The 22557-nt window shown below is 31.4% G+C and carries 23 protein-coding genes and 1 pseudogene; 12 read left to right on the top strand and 12 right to left on the bottom strand.

Annotation, left to right across the window (positions count from 1 at the left end):
- Window positions 1-41: 41 nt before the first annotated feature.
- The 7 genes from RMO70_RS06000 to rsfS all read right to left on the bottom strand — a co-directional run bounded on the left by RMO70_RS06000 (window position 42) and on the right by rsfS (window position 5760).
- Window positions 42-1019: a superoxide dismutase gene (locus tag RMO70_RS06000; protein WP_310555520.1), complete on the bottom strand. Its 978-nt coding sequence runs from the start codon at window positions 1017-1019 to the stop codon at window positions 42-44.
- A complete protein-coding gene (locus RMO70_RS06005; RefSeq protein WP_310555521.1) occupies window positions 1006-1293 on the bottom strand; it encodes an acyl-CoA-binding protein in 288 nt (95 codons plus the stop codon). Before RMO70_RS06005 ends, RMO70_RS06000 begins: the two co-directional genes overlap by 14 nt.
- On the bottom strand, window positions 1294-1944 hold the full coding sequence (locus tag RMO70_RS06010; RefSeq protein ID WP_310555522.1) for a phosphatidylserine decarboxylase family protein: 651 nt from the start codon (window positions 1942-1944) through the stop codon (window positions 1294-1296).
- A complete protein-coding gene (locus tag RMO70_RS06015) occupies window positions 1934-2737 on the bottom strand; it encodes a phosphatidate cytidylyltransferase (protein WP_310555523.1) in 804 nt (267 codons plus the stop codon). Before RMO70_RS06015 ends, RMO70_RS06010 begins: the two co-directional genes overlap by 11 nt.
- 1 nt (window position 2738) lies before the next feature.
- Window positions 2739-3344, bottom strand: a complete 606-nt coding sequence (locus tag RMO70_RS06020; protein WP_310555524.1) for a lactate utilization protein B/C — start codon at window positions 3342-3344, stop codon at window positions 2739-2741.
- A gap of 108 nt (window positions 3345-3452) precedes the next feature.
- Entirely contained in the window at window positions 3453-5375 is a 1923-nt protein-coding gene (gene ftsH / locus RMO70_RS06025) for an ATP-dependent zinc metalloprotease FtsH (RefSeq protein ID WP_310555525.1), read from the bottom strand.
- Between the two features lie 13 nt (window positions 5376-5388).
- Window positions 5389-5760: a ribosome silencing factor gene (rsfS, locus tag RMO70_RS06030; RefSeq protein ID WP_310555526.1), complete on the bottom strand. Its 372-nt coding sequence runs from the start codon at window positions 5758-5760 to the stop codon at window positions 5389-5391.
- A gap of 100 nt (window positions 5761-5860) precedes the next feature.
- Here rsfS and RMO70_RS06035 point away from each other — a divergent pair, with 100 nt between their 5' ends.
- Window positions 5861-6583 (top strand): biotin--[acetyl-CoA-carboxylase] ligase, encoded by a 723-nt coding sequence (locus RMO70_RS06035; protein ID WP_310555527.1) that lies wholly within the window; start codon window positions 5861-5863, stop codon window positions 6581-6583.
- A 208-nt stretch (window positions 6584-6791) separates the two neighbouring features.
- Here the strand turns inward: RMO70_RS06035 and RMO70_RS06040 are convergent, their stop codons facing one another.
- Together RMO70_RS06040 and pyrE are read right to left on the bottom strand one after the other, a co-directional pair.
- Window positions 6792-7184 carry an SRPBCC family protein gene (locus RMO70_RS06040; RefSeq protein WP_310555528.1) on the bottom strand — a complete coding sequence of 131 codons (393 nt, stop codon included), beginning with the start codon at window positions 7182-7184 and terminating at the stop codon, window positions 6792-6794.
- Between the two features lie 79 nt (window positions 7185-7263).
- Entirely contained in the window at window positions 7264-7911 is a 648-nt protein-coding gene (pyrE, locus tag RMO70_RS06045) for an orotate phosphoribosyltransferase (RefSeq protein ID WP_310555529.1), read from the bottom strand.
- Window positions 7912-7918: 7 nt separating this feature from the next.
- Between pyrE and RMO70_RS06050 the strand changes: the two genes are divergently transcribed.
- Window positions 7919-8518 (top strand): NUDIX domain-containing protein, encoded by a 600-nt coding sequence (locus RMO70_RS06050; RefSeq protein ID WP_310555530.1) that lies wholly within the window; start codon window positions 7919-7921, stop codon window positions 8516-8518.
- A 12-nt stretch (window positions 8519-8530) separates the two neighbouring features.
- On the opposite strand, the gene RMO70_RS06055 is transcribed toward RMO70_RS06050, so the two are convergent.
- A complete protein-coding gene (locus tag RMO70_RS06055) occupies window positions 8531-10261 on the bottom strand; it encodes a M14 family metallopeptidase (RefSeq protein WP_310555531.1) in 1731 nt (576 codons plus the stop codon).
- Between the two features lie 364 nt (window positions 10262-10625).
- Between RMO70_RS06055 and RMO70_RS06060 the strand changes: the two genes are divergently transcribed.
- Window positions 10626-11975, top strand: coding sequence for a DEAD/DEAH box helicase (locus RMO70_RS06060; protein WP_310555532.1), 1350 nt, complete (start codon window positions 10626-10628; stop codon window positions 11973-11975).
- Window positions 11976-12085: 110 nt separating this feature from the next.
- On the opposite strand, the gene RMO70_RS06065 is transcribed toward RMO70_RS06060, so the two are convergent.
- Window positions 12086-12466, bottom strand: a complete 381-nt coding sequence (locus tag RMO70_RS06065; RefSeq protein ID WP_310555533.1) for a YchJ family metal-binding protein — start codon at window positions 12464-12466, stop codon at window positions 12086-12088.
- A gap of 118 nt (window positions 12467-12584) precedes the next feature.
- On the opposite strand from RMO70_RS06065, the gene RMO70_RS06070 reads away from it, so the two are divergent.
- On the top strand, window positions 12585-13364 hold the full coding sequence (locus RMO70_RS06070; RefSeq protein ID WP_310555534.1) for an RMD1 family protein: 780 nt from the start codon (window positions 12585-12587) through the stop codon (window positions 13362-13364).
- A gap of 193 nt (window positions 13365-13557) precedes the next feature.
- On the opposite strand, the gene RMO70_RS06075 is transcribed toward RMO70_RS06070, so the two are convergent.
- Window positions 13558-13716 (bottom strand): hypothetical protein, encoded by a 159-nt coding sequence (locus RMO70_RS06075; protein ID WP_310555535.1) that lies wholly within the window; start codon window positions 13714-13716, stop codon window positions 13558-13560.
- A gap of 245 nt (window positions 13717-13961) precedes the next feature.
- Between RMO70_RS06075 and RMO70_RS06080 the strand changes: the two genes are divergently transcribed.
- From RMO70_RS06080 to RMO70_RS06115, 8 genes and pseudogenes are all read left to right on the top strand, one after another.
- Window positions 13962-15416, top strand: a complete 1455-nt coding sequence (locus RMO70_RS06080; RefSeq protein ID WP_310555536.1) for a class I SAM-dependent DNA methyltransferase — start codon at window positions 13962-13964, stop codon at window positions 15414-15416.
- On the top strand, window positions 15413-16762 hold the full coding sequence (locus RMO70_RS06085) for a restriction endonuclease subunit S (RefSeq protein ID WP_310555537.1): 1350 nt from the start codon (window positions 15413-15415) through the stop codon (window positions 16760-16762). The genes RMO70_RS06080 and RMO70_RS06085 overlap by 4 nt, the downstream gene beginning before the upstream one ends.
- Window positions 16763-16779: 17 nt before the next feature.
- A complete protein-coding gene (locus RMO70_RS06090) occupies window positions 16780-17307 on the top strand; it encodes a hypothetical protein (protein ID WP_310555538.1) in 528 nt (175 codons plus the stop codon).
- Between the two features lie 2 nt (window positions 17308-17309).
- On the top strand, window positions 17310-17780 hold the full coding sequence (locus tag RMO70_RS06095; RefSeq protein ID WP_310555539.1) for a helix-turn-helix transcriptional regulator: 471 nt from the start codon (window positions 17310-17312) through the stop codon (window positions 17778-17780).
- The gene (locus RMO70_RS06100) at window positions 17780-18238 is read left to right on the top strand and encodes a hypothetical protein (protein WP_310555540.1); all 459 of its coding nucleotides are present in this window, start codon (window positions 17780-17782) and stop codon (window positions 18236-18238) included. The genes RMO70_RS06095 and RMO70_RS06100 overlap by 1 nt, the downstream gene beginning before the upstream one ends.
- A gap of 39 nt (window positions 18239-18277) precedes the next feature.
- Window positions 18278-20602, top strand: a complete 2325-nt coding sequence (gene hsdR / locus RMO70_RS06105) for an EcoAI/FtnUII family type I restriction enzme subunit R (protein ID WP_310555541.1) — start codon at window positions 18278-18280, stop codon at window positions 20600-20602.
- 14 nt (window positions 20603-20616) lie between these two features.
- The gene (locus tag RMO70_RS06110; protein ID WP_310555542.1) at window positions 20617-21222 is read left to right on the top strand and encodes a hypothetical protein; all 606 of its coding nucleotides are present in this window, start codon (window positions 20617-20619) and stop codon (window positions 21220-21222) included.
- 419 nt (window positions 21223-21641) lie between these two features.
- Window positions 21642-22223 (top strand): annotated as a pseudogene (locus tag RMO70_RS06115) (virulence RhuM family protein); the annotation flags it as partial.
- Window positions 22224-22557: the final 334 nt, after the last annotated feature.

The raw sequence follows: 22557 nt of genomic DNA on the forward strand, positions 1-22557 counted from the left end.
GTAACTAAAAAACTATTTGAAAGAATAGTTTTTTTTAGTTATTATTCAAATTCGCTTTCCTCTTCCTTTCCAGGATATTTTTTTTCAGGAACTTCCTTTTTATCCTCAGGTTTAGGTTTCTCTTCAGTTTTAACTTCTACTTTTTTGGGTGTAATCTCCGGTTTTTTAACAGTTATTACTTCTTTTTTAGGTTTTACAAGGGAATCAGAACCTAAACTAACCGCTGAATCAATTACCTTAATTTCTATTTTATTAGGAATCTCATCGTATTTTTTAGATACATTTTTCCAATTGATTATGCTAAAAAAAGTGTTGGCATACTCACGTCGTTTATTTTGAAACTTTAAATAATAGGCGTGCTCCCACAAATCAAGGTTCAACAATGGAATTCCATTTATATTTAACGTTCTCATCAAAGGATTATCATTATTAGGGGTTGTAATAATTCTTAATTTTCCAGTTTTATCTGAAATCAACCAAGACCAACCTGAACCGAAATATTGAGCTGATATAGTTACAAACTGGCTTCTAAAAGCATCAAATGAACCAAAATCTCTAATAATTGCACCCATAATATCTCCTTCTGGTTCTGCTCCACCTTTTGGTGAAATATTTTCCCAGAAAAAATTATGATTGTAATACCCGCCAGCATTATTTCTAATATCCGTATCTGATGCATTTAAATTTCTGAAAATATCTGAAAGTGACATCACCTCATATTTTTTATCTATGATAAGTTTATTCAAATTGTTAACATATCCTAAATGATGTCTTGAATAATGTATTTCGGTAGTAGCAGCGTCAAAATATGGTTCTAAATCTTTATACTCATAAGCTAAGCCAATCATTTTAAAAGAACCCTCATTTGCTTTTACTTCCGAAACTTTGCTTGAACCTCCTTCAACTTCAACAGCTTCTATAGGCACTGATGGAACATCAACTACTTCTACAAGTGTGTTTTTTTTACACGAGAAGAAGACAATACATAAAACAAAGGTTAGTATTTTAAAAAATTTCATTACTTCTGTTTTTTACAATTTCGTTTATAATATCAATATAACTTTGTTTTGCTTCCTCTTCAGAAATGTGACTTATTTGCAACCAAGCATTGTTTTTGAATGCATCTCGAATATCTAGATTTGAATAGTTCATACTACCAATACCTCCAAAAGTTGCTTGCTTGTAATAAGCATAACAACGAAGTTGAACATCTTGTGGCAAAGATGACTGTGGTATAGTTAAAGCAATCTCAACTGCTTTATTAAATAGTATATCTAAATCTTTTTCTGGCATTTAGCTAATTGCTATTATAGTTTTATTTCCAATTGCAACTTCATTCAATTTCACATTAACTTTTGTTCCTAATGGCAAAAATAGATCTACTCTTGAACCAAATTTAATAAATCCAGCATCTGTTCCTTGGACTACTTGCGTGCTTTCTTCTGCATAATTTACTATTCTTTTGGCTAATGCACCAGCGATTTGTCTATACAAAATTTCTCCGAAAACTTTATTTTCAATTACAACTGTAGTTCTTTCGTTCTCAGTACTAGCTTTTGGATGCCAGGCTACTAAAAATTTTCCCGGATGATATTTACTGAATTTAACTAATCCTGAAACACAGTAACGAGTGACATGTACATTTATTGGAGACATAAAAATTGAAACTTGTAAACGTTTGTCTTTAAAATATTCTGGTTCAAAAACCTCTTCAATAACGACTACTTTTCCATCAACTGGAGCTACAATATGATTGTCATTTGAAACAATTGTTCTGTTAGGATTTCTAAAAAACTGTAATACAATTACATATAAAAACAAGGCAATAAGTTGCAATGCCATTCGCAACCAGTTAATAGAAATTAATTCTCCTGCTAATACAATACTTATAACGAACAATACTGTTGCTATTAAAATAATTTTGTAACCTTCTTTATGAAACATAAGCTATAATTTTGTGTAATAAAAATAAAAATGGTGCTACAAATATAATACTATCTAATCGATCTAGCACACCGCCGTGACCAGGCATTATAAATCCGCTATCTTTAACATTTGCAATTCTTTTAAATTTGGATTCTACTAAATCACCAATAGTTCCAAAAACACTAACAAATAATGCTGTTAAAATCCAAAAACTAGTTGTTTTCAAAAAAGAATAATACGCAATAATTATTCCTGCAATAATTGAAAATAATAATCCTCCAACGAAACCTTCAATAGTTTTTTTTGGTGAAATAGATTCAAATAATTTATTTTTACCTATGGATTTTCCTACTATATAAGCAAAGGTATCATTTGTCCATATTAATATAAAGATACAAATAATTAATATGGGTTCAAAATGATGTTCAGATGGAATTTTTACAATAAAAATAAAAGGCAAAATAACATAACCAATTAATAGTATCCATTTGGATATTTTGCTTGATGGTGTGCTTGTATTTTTAAACAACCAAATCATTAATTGAATAAGAATAATTATTGAAATTATAATTAATCCAGTATCAATAAATAAATCGTTTGGCAGTAAAAAACTAAAAATAAGATACAGAAAACCAGCAAGAATTAATGCGGGAATTTTTTCTAATTGAATCAAATTACAGAATTCACTAATGGATTGCAGCAAAAAAAGACCAAAAAGCAATAGAAAACTTTCTTTTGAAAAAAGAGTGGCAGAGACTAATAGTGAAATATAAATAAATCCAGATAATGAACGTGTTATTGTTTCATTCATTTTACAAATCTTCTAATAGTAGTAAATACAAATTCTTAGCGCAACTTCCATAATGCAAAAAATTTTCGTCTTTTGCTTTTTCAAAATAATTAATCGTTGTTATGTTGGTTGGATAATTTGTAGTATACTTTCTTTTAATTTCTCGCAAACCATCACCCTTATTAGCAATAATTTGACTTGTAGTGGCAACTAATACTATATTATCTGGTAATTCGTTTGGTTTTTTCTGTTTTATCTGATTGGAAGAAAACAATATAGAACCTTCATCAGCAATCAAACTTTCACAGCTGGCTAATAAAAAACGTGGTGATTTAGGATTTTCGAACTCAATTTTATTTTCTTCAAGCATTGTGAACAATCTTGACTCTAAACATAAAGCTTCTGATTCAAACCAATCGTTTTCTTCTAAGATATTTTCAAATTGTTCATTCAATTCAGAGGTGTTTTCACAATACAAAAATTTGCCCCCATTTTTTTTAAAATTATAAGTAAACTGTTCGTCAACAGGAAGTTCAGCATTGACATCTTGTGATTGACTGTATGTTGTATCATCAACTTCATCGGAAGTTTCACTACTTGAACCAAAAAATTTTTTGAAAATACTCATAATTAGTTTAAAACTGAAAATTAATGTTTTATAACTATCAAAGATAAAAAAATCTTAACCTAAACGAGTATTTAGATTAAGATTTTTAAGTTTGTTATTAACGAAGTTTTAAACAATTTCTGTCAAAACCTCTTTATCAAAAGGTCTTTTTCCAAAAATTGTTTCTAAATCATCTTTAAAAATAACCTCTTTTTCAATAAGAATATCTGCAAGTTGATTCAATTTGTCTTTATTTTCTTGAAGTATTGCAATAGCTCTTTGATATTGCTCCTCAATCATAATTGATATTTCCTGATCGATTGTCCGAGCTGTTTCTTCAGAATATGGTTTTGAAAAATTATAATCTGTTTGCCCGGAAGAATCGTAATACGTTATATTACCAATCTTATCATTCAACCCATAAATGGTAACCATAGCACGAGCTTGTTTGGTTACTTTTTCTAAATCGCTTAAAGCACCAGTCGAAATTTTATCAAAAATCACTTTCTCCGCAGCGCGTCCACCCATAGTAGCACACATTTCGTCAAGCATTTGATTGGGTCTAACAATTTGTCTTTCTTCAGGCAAATACCAAGCTGCACCTAAACTTTGACCACGAGGAACAATAGTCACTTTGATTAATGGTGCTGCGTGTTCAAGCATCCAACTTACAGTAGCGTGACCCGCTTCGTGAATAGCAATTGCTTTCTTTTCTTCTGGCGTAATGATTTTATTTTTCTTTTCCAATCCACCAACTATTCTGTCTACAGCATCCAAGAAATCTTGTTTGTCAACGGCTGTTTTGTCATAACGAGCAGCAATAAGAGCCGCTTCATTACATACATTAGCGATATCAGCACCTGAAAAACCAGGTGTTTGTTTTGCTAAAAAGTCGGTATCTAGTCCTTCTACTTTTTTAAGTGGTGCTAAATGCACATCAAAAATTTCTTTTCGTTCCCGAACATCTGGTAAGTCCACATATATTTGACGGTCAAAACGACCCGCTCTCATTAAAGCTTTGTCTAATACATCAGCTCTATTTGTTGCTGCTAAAACAATTACATTGGAATTGGTTCCAAAACCGTCCATTTCAGTTAATAATTGGTTTAATGTATTTTCACGTTCATCGTTTCCTCCAGAAAAGTTTCCTTTTCCACGGGCACGTCCCACAGCATCAATTTCATCAATAAAAATGATGGCTGGCGATTTTTCTTTGGCTTGCTTGAATAAGTCTCTTACTCGCGATGCGCCTACTCCTACAAACATTTCAACAAAATCAGAACCAGATAGTGAGAAAAATGGAACTTTTGCTTCGCCAGCAACAGCTTTAGCTAACAACGTTTTACCTGTTCCTGGAGGTCCAACAAGCAAAGCTCCTTTAGGAATTTTTCCTCCTAAATTTGTGTATTTTCCTGGGTTCTTAAGAAATTCAACTATTTCTTGTATTTCTTCTTTTGCGCCTTCTAATCCTGCGACATCTTTGAAAGTAGTTTTAATGTCGTTTTTTTCGTCAAACAATTTAGCTTTTGATTTTCCAATACTAAAAAGTTGACCACCACCGCCACCAGCTCCACCACCAGACATACGGCGCATTATGTATATCCAAACACCTATTAACAAAACTATAGGCAACAAATTAAATAATATACCTGTCCAATCATCTGATGTTTTATAATCGTAAGAAAGTATTTTGTTTGCTTTTTGAGCTTCGTCTAGTTTGTTCTGAAAAATTTCGTCGTTTCCAATCTCTAAAACATAATGAGGCCCAAGATTGGGTTTTCCCAATAAATCTTCTTTAGGAAGTTTGGAATGTGTTTTTTGACTTAAGGCAGCTTTTTTTATAAAAACTTCTGCAGTTTTCTTATTGTAAACAACTACTTTTTCAATTTGACTTGAATCTAGAAATTGGTAAAATTTTGAAACGGAAGTTTTAGTTGGCTCAACCCATTTTGAGTCGCCAGAAGCCCACATAAATACGAAAATTGAAGCGACTAAAATATAAATCCACCATGGATTGAACTTGAAATTATTCTTTTTGGTCTCGTTTGACATACTTAATTTTTATTTAATATTTGTTTTCAATAGACGTAATTTTTGCATCACCCCAAAGACTTTCAATGTCATAATATTCGCGAATGTGTTTTTGAAAAACGTGTACTACCACATGAACATAATCCATTAAAACCCAATCCGCTACATCTGCACCTTCTACGTGCCAAGGTTTGTCTTTAAGCTCTTTTGAAACCACTTTTTGCACTGAATTTACAATGGCATTTACTTGTGTATTTGAGTTTCCGTTACAAATTACAAAATAATCGCATACTGTATTTTCAAGTGCTCTTAAATCAAGAATATCTATATCGTTCCCTTTTACTTCTTCTATTCCTTTGATAATGTTTGCTAGCAATACATCATTATTAATCTCTTTTTTCGCCATCTATTTCTTAAAAATATTTTTTTTACAAAGTTATTGATTTTTGTGCTTAATTTGGTGGTAAATTAATGTTAATTCTAAATAGTTTCAAAAAACGCACACAATGAAGTTAATCAAACTCGATGCCATAGATTCCACAAACGATTTTTTAAAAGGATTATCACAAAATCAAAGCCTTGAAAACTTTACTGTTGTAACTGCCAAAACGCAAACTAAAGGCAAAGGTCAGATGGGTTCTATATGGGAAACAGAATCAGGTAAAAACTTAATTATCAGTATTTTAATAAAAGAATCTATCTTGAATATTAATGAATTATTCCATCTAAATGTTATAGTCACTGTAAGTATAATTCAAGTTTTAAACACTCTAAAAATACCCTATTTACAAATTAAATGGCCTAACGACATAATGTCAGATACTAAAAAAATTGCGGGTATATTAATTGAAAATAGTATTAAGGAAAATGAAAAAATTGATTCTGTGATTGGAATTGGACTAAATATCAATCAAACTAATTTTGAAAAACTGCCAAAAGCTTCTTCTTTAAAGAATATAACGAACAAAGAATTTGATGTTGAAGAAATTATTGAAAAAATAGTTTTGAAAATCGAAGAGAATATTAAAAAGAACACTATTTCTTTTTTTTGGGAAGAATACCATCGCTTTTTATTCAAAAAAGGCATCCCTACTTTATTTGAAAATCCGAACAAAGAACGATTTATGGGAATTATTGAAAGGGTCAATCCTGATGGAAGACTTGAAGTATCGTTGGAAGATGATAGTGTTAAATCTTTTGGAATCAAAGAAATAACAATGATTTATTAATTTAAGTTGCTAGTTAATTTTTTATTTAAATCACAATCAATTACTTGATAATAGTAGTAAAAATTAGTGTAATTAGAATAGAAATACTATTTTTATTCAACACAGATTTTAGAAATTTTTAAATTCTGTGTACAAAAAAAGATTCTTCTTCTATGGTTGATTTAAATTAATAACTAGCAACTTAAATTAATTAAAATAAAATTTATAATTAAAGTTTTACCATATTTTCAGCCAAGGTCGCAATAAACTTACTTATTGGTCCTTTTATCATCATAGCCATCATCGCATTAAATTCACCATCAAATAAAAGTTGTATTTCTGTAGTATCAGTTGATATTTCAGAGATGTTTGCTGTCAATGTAAAAGGTAATTTCTCACTAGCCGCACCTAATATTATTTGAGAATTAGGCTTTTTTTCTTTCATTTTTAATTTAATTTCTGGCATTCCTTTTAAACCAAAAATAAAGGCATTCTCGTCTAATACTTCAAACTTTGAAATGGTATCAGGCATTAATTTTTCAAAACTTTTAACTTGTGATAATTCGTTAAAAATATATTCTGACGATTTTTGAACCGTAACTTTTTGACTTTCTAAATTCATTAATTAGATTGTTAGATTAGTAGACTTCTTAGATTTTTAGACTTTGCTGATTTCGATTAACCGAATTACCAAATAAACATTAAACTTCTACATTCCATTCTGAAGGGTTTTTTTTCCATTCTTGTAGCAATTCTTGTTCTGTTTCAGTTATATATTCTTTGGCTACAGCCAATTCTAGTAAACATTCATAATTACTCAAGGTAAATAAATCGACATTGGCATTTTTAAAATTTACTTCTGCCACTTCAAATCCATACGAAAATATGGCTACCATGCCTTTAATATTTGCTCCTTCATTACGCAAAGCCTCAACGGCAAGTAAACTACTATTTCCTGTGCTAATTAGGTCTTCTACCACAATTACGTTTTGTCCTTTTTGCAAAAAACCTTCTACTTGATTGAGTCTGCCGTGTTTTTTTGGTTCTGGTCTCACATATACAAACGGAATTCCTAATGATTCAGCAACAAGTATACCAATTCCAATGGCTCCAGTAGCAACACCAGCAATAACATCAGGTTTTCCAAATTGTTTTTCAATGTTTTTAGAAAATTCATCTCGAATATAATTTCTGATGGCTGGAAATGAGAGGATTATCCTGTTATCACAATAGATTGGCGATTTCCATCCTGAAGCCCATGTAAAAGGATTTTCAGAATTCAATTTAATTGCATTTATTTGCAAAAGCAATTCGGCAGTTTGACTAGCTGTATCTTTATTAAAAATCATAATACAAATGTATAAAGTTTTTGTGAACGACAAGCCACTTTTTTTAACAAATGAAATCAAAAAAGAAACTGATTTCAAATTTTTCTTGTTGGAAAGTGCTGACATCAATCAGATTATCATCAATTTTTTTCAAAATAAATTGGACAAAGCGTATCTGTATCATCCTGACGAAAAGGAGATTATGAAAACTTTAAAGGCTAAAATACCTGTAAGTAAAGCTGGTGGTGGATTGGTTTATAATAAAAAAAATGAAGTACTTTTTATTTTCAGAAATGGGAAATGGGATTTGCCAAAAGGCGGAACCGAAAAAGGGGAAGAAATAGAAGACACCGCCATTCGCGAAGTGGAAGAAGAAACTGGAGTGACCAACCTTGTCATTGCTGATAAATTGCAAAAAACCTATCATATTTTCAAACGAAACGGTGTTTACAAATTAAAAATTACGCATTGGTTTGAAATGAGAACCAGTTTTGAAGGCACACCCATTGGGCAACTCGAAGAAGGAATCGAAAAAGTTGCTTGGTTAAATTCTGATGAAATTAAAGAAGCTCTAAAAAATTCATACGAAAATATAAAGTTATTATTTGAAGAAGAAAAAGTGATTTAAAAAAGTTCAAAATCATTCTAAAATTCTATAAACAGGATAGTGCAAATGTGCCTTTTCGTAATAAGGTGAATTTTTGTAAACCCAATCCAATTGCACTGATGGGTTTTCGGCGAAAGCTTTATCAGAAATTTTCTTTTCTTGAAATTTAGTTTTAATTTCAGGATTTTCGTTGAGATACTTAGCCGCTAAATCTTCAAAGACATAATCGGAATATCCTTCTTTTTGTTGCAAAATAGTATCGAAAAAATTCCAATTAAAAAACGAATCAATAGCTTCAGGCTCTAGTGTTTCTAGCAAATATTTGATGGCTGGTTGCGATGTTGAAAACAAAAAATCTCCTTTAAAGAATTTTATTTTTTGAATAGATTTTGACACTTTTGTATTTCTGTGATTGTAATGACCTTCATAAGCAGACGTTGCCGTTTTGTAGTCGATAATTCTATAACTTTCTACTTCAATTAGGGTGTCTTTTTTTAAAACCGAATAGTTGCAATTGTTATTTTTCAGTAAATCAATAACTTCCCATTGCGATTTCGGAATCAAATAGGCAATAGGTATGACCACTTCGTGAACCGATTTATAGGCTGGATAAAAATTAATTTCCTTATTGAACGGTTTGGTTTGGTCATAAAATAATCGTTGTCCAGAAGTGACATCACTTTTTTTGTAGCCACTTTGAAAACCAATAAAATTCATTTTAGTAACTTGCGTCGAATCCAATTCCCATTTGATTGGATATTTCTCATTTGGATTGTATTGATTGGCATTTTTAGTTCTTGCAAATTTCAATTCTGACACATTTTGATCTACATATTTGATTGTACTTACCATAAAATCATAAGTAGTCTGAACACGTTTTGCATAATCCTTCAGCATATGTGTTTCCACTACATAACCTATTGTATTAAAAAGTGATGTGTAACCCGTTGTATAGCGTGGAGATTCAAAAAACTGAGCAAAGCCTTCATCTGGCGAACCGTCCCAAATGTTTACATAAGGTGTGGTTTCCACTTTTTTAGATTTTAAATCCGTAACAATGGCTGGTGTCATTTTATGTTGCAAAAAATCACCCAACTCCTTCCCTAGTTTGTTGTGCTGCGTTTGAATATATGTTAAAACATATTGATAATCGGCGCCATTACTCACGTGATTATCGATAAATACTTCTGGATTGAGTTTATGGAAAATTTCGACAAAACTTTTGGTGTTTTTAGTATCCGATTTGATAAAATCACGATTCAAATCGAAGTTTCTTCCGTTGCCCCGAAAACCGTATTCCTCAGGACCATTTTGATTGGTTCTCGAAGTGGAATTACGGTTTAAAGCACCACCGATATTATAAATAGGGATGGTAACAATAATGGTGTTTTTAGGAATTTTAATTTTTCCTAAAGCCAAATCCCGAAACAATTGCATTGTGGCATCAATCCCATCAGGTTCGCCAGCGTGAATTCCGTTATTGATTAAAATGATGGCTTTATTTTTTTGAATCGCTTTAAAATCAAATGTTTTATCCGCATTAAAAGTCACTATATGCAAGGATTCGCCAGAATCCGTCAAACCCATTTGCTCCATTTTGATGGTTTGAAAATCAGTATCTAATATTTTATAATAATCGATAGTTTCCTGATAATTGGCTGATTGGTTTCCGTTTCCTTTTTCGAAAAAAGTTTTGTATTTATTGTCTTTTTGGGCTGAAATTGAGAATGTAATAAATAGAAAAGAAAGAATAAATAATCTCATTTTGCACGTTTTGTAATTTAATTTCAAATGTAAATAAAAAAACGGAACGCAGATGACACGGATTTGATAAATCAAAAACGCGGATTTATGCGGATTTTAAAAAAAAATAATTATTTAAATAGAGAATTGGAACGCGGATAACACGGATTTATACGGATTTCAAAAAAATTTAAATATACTATAGATGTAGATTTTTTTTTGACACAGATTTTAGAAATTTTAAAAATTTCTAAAATCTGTGTTGCATAAAATTAATAAGTAAATAATTATGATTTGCATAAAAAAATGGAACGCAAATAACACGGATTTCAAAAAATGCTAATTCGTAATTCGTATATCGTAATTCAAAGACTATCTTTGCAAAATGAATAACAAGCACCATTCCAATAATATATTGCTCAATTTGGGTATCGAGAACCTAAATGAAATGCAAGAAGTAGCACAAAGTGCTATTCTAAATGATACCAATGTTTTGTTGCTTTCGCCAACAGGATCAGGAAAAACATTGGCTTTTTTGTTACCAATTTTTGAGATGCTACAAGAAGAAATTGCTACTGTTCAATGTTTAATTCTTGTGCCATCTAGAGAATTGGGATTGCAAATTGAGCAAGTCTGGAAAAAAATGGGAACCAATTTCAAAGTAAATGTTTGTTATGGTGGACATTCTATTGAAACAGAAATCAAAAATTTAAGCAATCCGCCAGCTGTTTTAATAGGAACTCCAGGCAGAATTGCAGATCATATGGACAGAGGAACTTTCAAATTTGATGCTATTGAAACTCTTATCTTAGATGAATTTGACAAATCGTTGCAATTGGGTTTCCACGAGCAAATGTCATTTATTATCAACAGATTGCCAAAATTAAACAAGCGCGTTTTGGTTTCTGCCACTTCAGATATTGAAATCCCAAAATATACTCGAGTTATCAACCCAACCGTTTTGGATTTTATTCCTACGGAAGAAGAAAATACCAATCTTTCGATTCAACTAGTAATTTCAAAAGAAAAAGACAAGATACAAAGTTTGTTTCATTTGATTTGTTCTTTAAAATCCGAGTCAGCGATTGTTTTTTGCAACCATCGCGATGCAGCTGAGAGAATTAGCGATACCCTTTGCGAAAAAGGAATTTATGCCACTTATTATCACGGCGGAATGGATCAAGACGAACGAGAACGCGCTTTAATACAGTTTAGAAATGGAAGTATTTCCTATTTAATTACTACCGATTTAGCGGCTCGTGGACTAGATATTCCAGAAATGAAGCACGTAATTCATTATCATTTGCCTTCAAAAGAAGACGAATTTACACATAGAAACGGGCGAACTGCTAGAATGTTGGCCTCAGGAACATCGTATGTTTTGATTCACGAAAGTGAAAAAAAATTAGATTATATTGATTATAAAATGGCAGTTCTACATGTTGACAATTCATCTCAACTACCAAAAGCACCAGAATTTCAAACCATTTACATTTCAGGTGGAAAGAAAACCAAGCTGAACAAAATTGACATTGTGGGTTTCTTTTCTCAAAAAGGGAAATTGGAGAAAGGCGATTTAGGGGTAATTGAAGTGAAAGATTTTGTTTCTTTTGCAGCTGTAAAATCTAAAAAAGTGAAAGATTTGCTTCAAAATATTCGGGACGAAAAAATGAAAGGTAAAAAATTTAAAATAGAAGTGGCACGAAAAGTAGTTAAAAAAGAAGAGGAAAAATAAGGTTGTGATTGATTAAATTGCAATACCACTTTATGTTTAAAAATAATGGAATCACCATTTGAGATTTCTCCTTCGTCGAAATTGACAATATTATCAATAAATAAGAAAGATCAAACATCAAAAAATGCTCCATCTACATAATACCAAATTCCATTTTCATTCTTAAAAGTAGATTTTTCGTGATGTATTTGAGGTTTTTTATTTACATCTAAATAATGCGCCTTAAATTCCACTATGGTTTCAGAGAAATTTAATATTTCTAATTTAATCCATTTATTTTGAGTAGCAAAATCGAAAACATCCTGCTTATTATAGAATTTTCGTGTTGAAGTATGCGTAGTTTGAATTAGATAATCAATATTTTGAACACAATACGCAGAATATCTGGAGCGCATTAACACTTGAGCAGTTGGTGCTTTTTCGGTACCAAGAAGATAGTTTTCACAACAGTTTTCAAATGTATTTTCGGCGCTACAATAACAATCACTCATACCTTGGTTTCAATTCAATTCGTTTGAATACAAATGAACAAAAATTAGTTTGTAATGTCTATTCTTTAAAACTAAACTTTTTTTAGAAACAGGATTATGCTTTATCTTTGATAAAAAAATGCAAATCAGAATTGAAGCCAATCAAATAGCCGAATCCTTTAACATCAAGAAGTTTCGAACCGAATTTCAGGCAGAAGCGCATTCTGGTTCTACTTCAGAGGTATTCTATGCCTTAGAAAATAATAAATATTTATACCTTTTTGATTATGGTGTTGTTGTATTTGCTAATTATGATGCTGTAGAAAAAACAGAGTTTATTCGGTTTATTAAAAACTATTCGACCGAAAATGTTGATTTAGACTTATCCGAACAATATCAAATTGAGACAGACGAAAAAATAACTAAAGTAATTATCAAGAATAATTATGTAACTGTTCCTGAAATAAATCCCTCTATTTTAAGAATTGTGATGCTCAATATTGGGCAATCAGTAGCTTTAGAATATTATGAGGTATTAACAGACAAGCTGATTACTTCTTCCAAAGAATATATTCTAGAATTAGAAAAACGAGGTAAGTTGAGTATTTCCAAAATAAATTTACTAAAATATATAGGTAAAGTACTCAACGTAAAAAATAGTATTGTAGATAACTTATACATTCTTGACGACCCCAATTTAGTTTGGGACAACGAAGATTTGAATTTTCTAAACCGACAATTAAAAGCCAATTTTGATATCAACACTCGTTTCAAGGATCTTGATTATCGATTACAGATTGTAGAAAATAACCTGACGCTTTTTACCGATGTTTTAAATGTTCGAGAAAGTTCTCGACTAGAATGGATTATAATTATATTGATAGTGATTGAAATATTAATTGCCTTATTTTTTCATTGAAAAACTTCTTCGTGCCACTTTGCTCAATAGTGTGAGATATAAAAACGGCTTTCCTGATTTTGAAAGCCGTTTTATGTACCACATAACGTTCTATATTGCCAGTACATATTAATCTAAAAAATTATGAATGGCTAATCCCTCTTTTTTTTGACACTATATTCGGCTATGTGGCTTTTATTTTAATAATTGATTTTTAAAAACGCAAACCTTTGATGAGTTTGTACTCTGCCGAATCGGTGCCATATTGCGATTTTACAGCTTCTTTGATGCGGGAAGCTGTTTCTAATAGTGTTTTGAAAATATTTTGGCGCTTGGCAATGGTTGGTTTGAACGCACCATATTTTAAGGTCACTTCGTTGTTTATAGCATTGGCTTGTGCAAACTGGATGCGTAAATTGTCAGCGGTTTATAGGTGTACAAGTAAGTTAAGATTAAAAAAATATAGTAATCAAAATATTCAAAATGTGGAAAACCGTAAAATTATTTATTTTGCGGTTTTTATATTTGTGGGAAATAGAGGAGTGATAAAATTGATAAAGTGGGTTTAAAATGGTAAGTTTGAAACCATATAAAAAATTATAATAAGAATAACAAAATATGTTTGAACAAACTTTTAAGAATATCGACGATATACTTCATAAAGATGCTGGTTGTGGTAGCGAATTGGATTATGTAGAACAAACCTCGTGGGTGTTGTTTTTGAAATACTTAGACGATTTAGAAGAAGATAAAAAGAATGCTGCATTATTGACTGGAAAAGAATACCAACCTATTATTGCAAAAGAATACAAATGGGATACTTGGGCTGCTCCTAAAGATGCTGATGGTAAAATAGACCATCATACAGCTTTGACTGGCGATGACTTGACCGACTTTGTAAACAACCAACTCTTTAATTACCTCAAAAAATTTAAAGCTTCTGCTGAAAGTGCTGATACTTTAGAATACAAAATAGGCGAAATTTTTAGCGAGTTGAAAAACCGAATACAAAGTGGTTATAACTTGCGTGAAGTGATTAACCGCATTGACGAATTGCGATTTCGTACCCATGCAGAAAAGCACGAAATGAGCCATTTGTATGAAGACAAGATAAAAAACATGGGCAATGCAGGGCGTAATGGTGGTGAATATTACACGCCTCGCCCACTGATTAGAACTATTGTAAAAGTAGTGGCTCCTAAAATAGGCGATAAAATATACGATGGTGCCGTGGGTAGTGCAGGCTTTTTGTGTGAAGCGTTTGATTACCTAAAAAGTTCTAAAAACCTCTCGACTACTGAAGCGGAGCTATTGCAAAAAACCACTTTTTACGGCAAAGAGAAAAAGTCGTTGGCGTATATTATTGGGATTATGAACATGATCTTGCACGGTGTAGAAGCACCCAATATTATACATACCAATACGCTTACCGAAAACTTGGCCGACATACAAGACAAAGACCGCTATGATGTAGTTTTAGCCAACCCACCTTTTGGTGGAAAAGAACGTGCCGAAGTACAACAAAACTTTCCTATAAAGACAGGAGAAACGGCAAGTTTGTTTATGCAGCATTTTGTAAAAATGATGAAAGCTGGCGGACGAGCAGGAGTAGTTATTAAAAATACTTTTTTGAGTAATACTGATAATGCCTCAGTAAGTTTACGTAAAATGCTTTTAGAAAACTGTAATTTACATACGGTTTTAGATTTACCTGGTGGAACCTTTACAGGTGCTGGAGTAAAAACCGTAGTGTTATTTTTTGAAAAAGGTATGCCTACCGATAAAGTTTGGTTTTACCAATTAAACTTAGACCGCAACTTGGGTAAAACCAACCCATTAAATGAAAAAGATTTAGCCGAGTTTGTGGAGTTGCAAAAAACCTTTGCCGATAGCGAGAACTCTTGGAGTATAAAAGTAGCCAACTTAGACTCTAACACTTTTGACTTAAGCGCCAAAAATCCCAACAAAAAAGAAGCTGCTACTTTGAGAGCACCACAATCTATTTTGCAAGAAATGAAAACGCTTGATGCGGAAACAAATAGTATTTTAAACTCAATTTTGGAAATGTTATGAGTTACAATAATAGTTTACTTTATGAATTGGTTCAAGTAAAAAAAAGATTAATTTCAGAAAAAAAAATACTTGATAAAAGAGATAAAAATATCTATCCTATCTCAGAAGCACCTTATTTAATTCCCAAAGAATGGACTTGGTGCTATCTATCTGATATTTCAATAATTCAAGAAGGTCCTGGAATTAGAAAACATCAATATACTAATGAAGGCATCCAATTTTTAACGGTTACAAATATTTTAGAGGGAGATGTAGATTTAAAAAAATCAAAAAAATATATTTCTTTAAATGAATATAATAATACATATAAACATTTCACAATAAATTATGGTGATATTGTTACAGCTTGTTCAGGTGGAAGTTGGGGAAAATCTGCTATGTTTTTGAATAATGAAACTCTAATTTTAAATACTAGTACTTTAAGATTACGCTTTTTTGATGATTTAGGCAGTAATAAATACTTGTATTATTTAACTAAAACTGATTATTTTAAAAATAACTTGAGTTCTTATTCTACTGGTCAACAACCTAATTATGGATATTCTCATTATTCAAAAATACCAATTCCTTTACCACCACTCCAAGAACAACAACGCATTGTTTCTATTTTAGATGAAGCGTTTACTGCTATTGATAAAGCTAAAGCTAATACCGAGCAGAATTTAAAAAATGCGAAGGAGTTGTTTGAAAGTGAGTTGCAAAGGGTATTTAGTGAAAAAGGTGATGGTTGGGAGGAGAAAACTTTGGGTGATGTTTTACAAAAAACAAAAACCATTGATCCAACTAAACAACCTGAAAAAGAATTTGTTTATCTTGATGTATCAAGTGTAAACAAAGAAAATAAAGAAATAGAAAATGTAACTATTCTATTAGGAAAAGATGCTCCAAGTAGAGCAAGAAAAGGTATAAAAGCTAATGATGTAATTTTTGCTACAGTAAGACCAACACATAGCAGAGTTGCTATTATTACTGATGAATATGATGGACAAGTTTGTAGTACAGGTTATTTTGTTTTAAGAGCCAAAGAAATGCTAAATAATAATTTGGTATTCTATTTTCTTTTAACAAACAGTTTTAATAAACAAATGGAGAAATTACAAAAAGGAGCTAGTTATCCTGCTGTAACTGATAGTGAAGTTAAAAGTATAAAAATATCATTCCCAAAATCCCTAAAAGACCAAAAAACTATAGTTTCAAAACTAGATGCGTTGAGAGAGCAAACCAAGAAGTTAGAAGCGGTTTATGTGCAAAAATTGCAGGATTTAGAGGAGTTGAAGAAGAGTGTTTTGCAAAAGGCGTTTAGTGGGGAGTTAACGAGTAAAAGGGTTGAATTAGTAAAAAAATAAACTTACAGGTTGATTTTATGAAAATAGTTAGTACATTTGTTCCCAATCTATATGCTTTTCAGTTTCCTAATGGGGAATTTGATGAGTTGGGACGTGTATTTGATGACTGGGAAAATCCATTGTTTCTATTTGAATTCTTTCAAGAAAATGAAACCGATTTAAAAGAAGAATTTTCTATTGCAGAAGCCGTTGAAAAGACAAGAGAACAAGTAAAAAAGTTTAGAAAAAGGATGCTAGATTTGGCTAAAGCAAATCCACACCAATTGAACGAATTTTTTGCTAATTTATACAATAATGAATACAAAACAGCTATACTACCACACCAAAAAGCCAAACAAAGTTGGCTACGACTGTATGCCTTAAAAATCACAGAAGAAGATAAACAAGACCTTTATGTTATAACAGGAGGAATGATTAAATTAACCCAAAACATAGAAGATAGAGATCACGGTAAAGAAGAACGAAATAAAATCATTCAATGTCGAGATTATTTAAAAACTATTGGAGTTTATGACAATGAATCATTCTTTGAAATATGCTTTTAGTTATGGAAAAAAACAAAAACATCGAAAACTTTTTGAAACACGTTTCAGAAAAAGACTCTGGTTGGTTAGAAAAAGCCAAATGGCGCCAAGAAAACGAATATTGGTTGGATATTTCTTTTAGCATTGCTGTTAGAGTAGCTTCTACTTTAAGCGCTAATAAAAAAGCCAATATCTATCCGAAAAGCCAAGTAGAATTGGCTGAAGCGATGGGTTGTTCTGCTCAATATGTAAACAAACTATTGAGAGGACAAGAGAATTTACAAATAGAAACGATTAGTAAAATAGGTCGTATTTTAGGGATCACTTTAATTGAAGTGCCTAAAATAGAATCGACAAAAACAGTTCAATACAATAGCAATTATTGGTTAGAAAGATTAAATATAATTGTAGCTCCAGTAAAAACATCTGCTCCTTATTCAGGAGTAGATGTGAAAGTTCAAGCAGGAGAGAATAACTACGCACTTGCAGCATAATGGAAAAGAAAGAACAAATCAGTTTTGGATTGCGAAGAATAACTACAGAGCAATTTGCAATTATTGAAAGTGCTTTTGATGAAAGCAATGGAAATATAGAATTGGGAACAGGTCTTCGTTTTGGTTTTAATACTGAAAAAAGAATAGTAACCGTTTTATTGACAATTAATTTCAGTCAAGAAAAAGGCCCATTTTTGGTATTAGAAATAGGTTGCTATTTTGAAATTATTGAGGAGGATTGGAATAATTTATTCAATACTGAAACTAAAGAATTGAAACTACCCAAAGCAATAGCAATACACATGGTAATGCTTTCAGTAGGAACAATAAGAGGTGTTTTACATGCTAAAACCGAAAATACTGCTTTTAATAAATTCTTTTTACCTACAGTTGATGTTACTGAATTGGTAAAAGAGGATTTAGTAATTCAAACAAATGATGCCATTGCATTAAAGTAACCTAATTGGGTTACTTTTTTTATTTATACTACTTCATTTATGAACGAAGCCGAAACAAGAGCCGAACTAATCGATCCACAGCTTAAAGCCAGTGGTTGGGGTATTGTTGAAGATAGTAAAGTTTTCCGTGAATACCACATTACCGCAGGACGTATTCAAATAGGTGGCAAACGAGCCAAGCCAATTATTGCCGATTATATTCTCGTGTATAAAGGCATTAAACTGGCTATTGTTGAGGCAAAAAGTGACGAGTTAGAAGTGGGCGAAGGTGTCATGCAAGCCAAAGAATATGCGTTTCGTTTGCAATTAAAAAATACTTATGCCACAAATGGTATAGAGATTTACCACATTCAAATGGAAACCGCAACCGAAAGACTGGTTAGCTTCTTTCCTACTCCAGAAGAATTATGGCAAATGACATTTGCAAAAACCAATGCATGGCGAGATAAATTTAATGCTATTCCGTTCGAATTAATTGGAGGTACAAAAGGAGTTCGATATTATCAAGAAAATGCAGTAGGCAAAACTATGGAAGCCATTGCTAACAATCAAGATAGAATTCTTTTAACTTTAGCTACAGGAACAGGGAAAACATTTATTGCTTTTCAAATTGCATGGAAGTTATTTCAATCTCGTTGGAACTTAAAAAAAGACGGTTCTCGTCGTCCTAGAATATTATTTTTAGCCGATAGAAATATATTAGCCAACCAAGCATTTAATTCGTTTGCAGCTTTTCAAGAAGATGCATTGGTTCGTATTAAACCCTCAGAAATAAAAAAGAAAGGTAAAGTACCTACAAATGGGAGTATCTTCTTTACCATTTTTCAAACGTTTATGAGTGGTACAGATACTGATGGCAATCCAGAACCTTACTTTGGAGAATATCCAAAAGATTTTTTTGATTTTATTATTATCGACGAATGCCATCGTGGTGGTGCAAATGATGAAGGGAATTGGAGAAGAATTTTGGAGTATTTCTCACCAGCATTTCAATTGGGTTTAACCGCTACACCAAAACGAAAAGACAATATTGATACCTATAAATATTTTGGTGAGCCTGTTTACATATATTCACTTAAAGAAGGTATAAATGATGGTTTCCTAACTCCTTTTAAAGTAAAAAGAATACAAACGACTCTTGACGAATATGTTTACACCGACGATGATGATGTTGTAACAGGTGAAATAGATCAAAAAAAGGTTTACAAAGAAGGAGATTTTAATCGAATTATTGAAATCAAAGAACGAGAGAAAAAAAGGATACAGTTGTATCTAGACGATGCAAACCCAAATGAGAAAGCGATTGTTTTTTGTGCTAATCAAGCTCATGCAGCAGCTGTTAGAGATTTGATAAACCAATTGAGTAACAGCAAAAATCCAAACTATTGTGTAAGAGTAACAGCTAATGATGGCGCAAAGGGAGAACAATACCTCGAAGATTTTCAAGATAACGAGAAAACAATTCCAACCATTTTAACTACCTCTCAAAAACTTTCTACTGGAGTTGATGCCCGAAATGTTAGAAATGTAGTCTTGTTACGTCCAGTTAATTCAATGATAGAATTCAAACAGATTATAGGTCGTGGCACAAGAATGTTTGATGGCAAAGATTATTTCACAATCTATGACTATGTAGATGCTTATAAGAACTTCCTTGACCCAGAATGGGATGGAGAACCTATAGAACCAGAACCAAATCAACCAATAATAGGAGGAAATGGACCGAAACCAGGCATTGTAAATGAACCACCACAAGAGCCTATTGCGAAGCTGAAGCGCGAGAAAATAAAAATAAAACTAGCTGATGGTAAAGAAAGAAGTATCAAAAGTATGATGTCTACTTCCTTCTGGAATGCAGATGGGAAACCTATTTCAGCTGAACAGTTTATACAAAACTTATTTGGAAAATTGCCTGAATTTTTCAGTAATGAAGAAGAACTAAGAACCATTTGGTCAAATCCAATAACAAGAAAATCTTTTTTAGATAAATTAGATATTGCTGGTTACAGTAAAGATATATTATTGAGTTTGCAAGAACTTATAGAAGCTGAAAAAAGTGACTTATTTGATGTATTAGAATATATAGCTTATAACATTACTCCTATTCTAAGAACCGAACGTGTGGAATTAGCTAAAAAAGGTTTCTACTTAGATTTAGACACAAAACACCAAGAGTTTTTAAATTTTGTATTATCTAAATATATAGAAACTGGTGTTGATGAATTAGATCAGGAAAAATTACCACAATTATTGATGCTTAAATACCAATCTATAAGTGATTCTACAGCTAATTTAGGAGGAATTGACAGTATTCGAAATACATTTATTGGGTTTCAGAAATATTTGTATAGTAAGAGTGCCTAATAATATATCAAGAGATGAAGACTATAAATATTGATAGACAGATTAATGAAATTAATGAGTTATTAACTAGTTATGTTCAAACAATTTATGAAAACAAAAATAATGATGAATATTATCATAAATTAGAATTCAACACAAATCAATTAATTGACCATAAAAATTATACAAAATTTATAAATAATTATGGTGAATTAATACCAATTTTTAAAGATCCTAATGAAATCCAAGAAAACCATTGTTTGTATTGGTTTGAACTTGATAATGAAAAAGTAGCTGAGGATTTAAAAAAAGAATTAGATGCATATAGAATCCAAAAGCTAAAAAAAGTACCAGCAACAAATACAAATGATAACAGTAATGTTTTGTATGTTGGAATAAGACAAGGAGGCTATACTAAATCTAAAAATTTAACTAATATAACTGGGCGAATTTGTCAACATTTAGGATATTATGAAAACAATAGTACACAAGGCTTACAATTATATGAATATGCAAGAAATAAAAATTATAAAATAACAATTAAAGTCATTGAATTTAAGAGGTTTGAATATTCTGCATATTTAAACATATTTGAAAAATTAATTGCAGAAAAATTAAAACCGCTTTGCGGAAGACATTAAAGAATATTTAGAGCCTCATTATTTGGAATATTTCTGTTTGACGACTGAATTTAAATCTGTAGTGTGACTTCTCCTGTATCTAAGTGACAAAAAATGGGTAGTTAAACCTTATAAACTCCAAATTTTTAGTGGCTGGATATGCAAATTTAAAAGATAAACTTACTTAAGGTTACTATAATACAAATTGCGAATTATACCTGACGGTTTTAAAAAACTGTCAGGTATTGGTTTGTAAATAAATCATTAAAATGTGACTTCTCCTGCGTCGAAGTGACAAAACGGTGCGTAGTAATGATAAAAATTTAAAGAACATCCCAATAGCTTTATTTCCGAAAGGAACTGAATAAAAATACCATATAATAAACAGAAATAATTAAATTTGTTTGAAAGTTTTTGTAAACCATTATAGTATACAATATATGAGCCACAGTGAAATACTAATTTATACCAACGATGAAGGGAAAATAAAAGTAGATGTTCGACTTGATGAAGAAACGGTATGGTTGACACAAGCGCAAATTGCTTTGCTTTTTGGTAAAGGAAGATCTACTATTACAGAGCATATTATTAATGTTTTTGAAGAAGGAGAATTAATAGAGAAAGTGGTATGTCGGAATTTCCGACTAACCTCACAGCATGGAGCAATAGATGGAAAAACACAAGAAAATGATGTTAAACATTACAATCTTGATGTTATCATCTCAGTTGGTTATCGTGTCAAATCGCAACAAGGAACTCAGTTCCGAATTTGGGCAACGCAACGTTTGAAAGAATATATTGTAAAAGGTTTTGCGCTCAATGATGATCGTTTTAAATTGGGTAATTCGATGAATTATTTTGACGAACTGCAAGGGCGCATTAGAGAAATACGATTTTCTGAAAAATTCTTTTATCAGAAAATTAAAGATATCTACACGACCAGTATTGATTATGATGCTAAAGATGAAAAGACCCTTTCTTTTTTTAAGATTGTACAAACTAAACCACTATGGATTAAAAGTCCATAGATTTGGTTTTGCAGACTGAAAGTCTGCCAGATGCAATATGTTCAACACGAATTTCACTAATTTACACAAATTAATTAGTGATAATTAGTGAAATTTGTGTTTAAGTTTTTAGAACCTGAAAGGTAAATGCACTAAAGTGCATAGTTTTAAACTATATATGAGACCAATAAATCCTCAAAATGTGACTTCTCCTGCGTCGAAGTGACAAACTAGGAATTTAAATTCTAGGTAGTATGCCATAAAAATGTCGCTTAACTTTATCTTCACTTTTTATTTGCACATCCAATCTTCACTTTCATTGTTTGTCGTTGTGCATTGTCTTGATAGC

This window comes from Flavobacterium sp. (assembly GCF_031422135.1).
Lineage (GTDB): Bacteria > Bacteroidota > Bacteroidia > Flavobacteriales > Flavobacteriaceae > Flavobacterium.

Bases quoted from the DNA above. Each gene is read 5' to 3' on its own strand.
- RMO70_RS06000 (WP_310555520.1), bottom strand. From the start codon at position 1,019: ATGAAATTTTTTAAAATACTAACCTTTGTTTTATGTATTGTCTTCTTC.
- RMO70_RS06005 (WP_310555521.1), bottom strand. From the start codon at position 1,293: ATGCCAGAAAAAGATTTAGATATACTATTTAATAAAGCAGTTGAGATT.
- RMO70_RS06010 (WP_310555522.1), bottom strand. From the start codon at position 1,944: ATGTTTCATAAAGAAGGTTACAAAATTATTTTAATAGCAACAGTATTG.
- RMO70_RS06015 (WP_310555523.1), bottom strand. From the start codon at position 2,737: ATGAATGAAACAATAACACGTTCATTATCTGGATTTATTTATATTTCA.
- RMO70_RS06020 (WP_310555524.1), bottom strand. From the start codon at position 3,344: ATGAGTATTTTCAAAAAATTTTTTGGTTCAAGTAGTGAAACTTCCGAT.
- ftsH (WP_310555525.1), bottom strand. From the start codon at position 5,375: ATGTCAAACGAGACCAAAAAGAATAATTTCAAGTTCAATCCATGGTGG.
- rsfS (WP_310555526.1), bottom strand. From the start codon at position 5,760: ATGGCGAAAAAAGAGATTAATAATGATGTATTGCTAGCAAACATTATC.
- RMO70_RS06035 (WP_310555527.1), top strand. From the start codon at position 5,861: ATGAAGTTAATCAAACTCGATGCCATAGATTCCACAAACGATTTTTTA.
- RMO70_RS06040 (WP_310555528.1), bottom strand. From the start codon at position 7,184: ATGAATTTAGAAAGTCAAAAAGTTACGGTTCAAAAATCGTCAGAATAT.
- pyrE (WP_310555529.1), bottom strand. From the start codon at position 7,911: ATGATTTTTAATAAAGATACAGCTAGTCAAACTGCCGAATTGCTTTTG.
- RMO70_RS06050 (WP_310555530.1), top strand. From the start codon at position 7,919: ATGTATAAAGTTTTTGTGAACGACAAGCCACTTTTTTTAACAAATGAA.
- RMO70_RS06055 (WP_310555531.1), bottom strand. From the start codon at position 10,261: ATGAGATTATTTATTCTTTCTTTTCTATTTATTACATTCTCAATTTCA.
- RMO70_RS06060 (WP_310555532.1), top strand. From the start codon at position 10,626: ATGAATAACAAGCACCATTCCAATAATATATTGCTCAATTTGGGTATC.
- RMO70_RS06065 (WP_310555533.1), bottom strand. From the start codon at position 12,466: ATGAGTGATTGTTATTGTAGCGCCGAAAATACATTTGAAAACTGTTGT.
- RMO70_RS06070 (WP_310555534.1), top strand. From the start codon at position 12,585: ATGCAAATCAGAATTGAAGCCAATCAAATAGCCGAATCCTTTAACATC.
- RMO70_RS06080 (WP_310555536.1), top strand. From the start codon at position 13,962: ATGTTTGAACAAACTTTTAAGAATATCGACGATATACTTCATAAAGAT.
- RMO70_RS06085 (WP_310555537.1), top strand. From the start codon at position 15,413: ATGAGTTACAATAATAGTTTACTTTATGAATTGGTTCAAGTAAAAAAA.
- RMO70_RS06090 (WP_310555538.1), top strand. From the start codon at position 16,780: ATGAAAATAGTTAGTACATTTGTTCCCAATCTATATGCTTTTCAGTTT.
- RMO70_RS06095 (WP_310555539.1), top strand. From the start codon at position 17,310: ATGGAAAAAAACAAAAACATCGAAAACTTTTTGAAACACGTTTCAGAA.
- RMO70_RS06100 (WP_310555540.1), top strand. From the start codon at position 17,780: ATGGAAAAGAAAGAACAAATCAGTTTTGGATTGCGAAGAATAACTACA.
- hsdR (WP_310555541.1), top strand. From the start codon at position 18,278: ATGAACGAAGCCGAAACAAGAGCCGAACTAATCGATCCACAGCTTAAA.
- RMO70_RS06110 (WP_310555542.1), top strand. From the start codon at position 20,617: ATGAAGACTATAAATATTGATAGACAGATTAATGAAATTAATGAGTTA.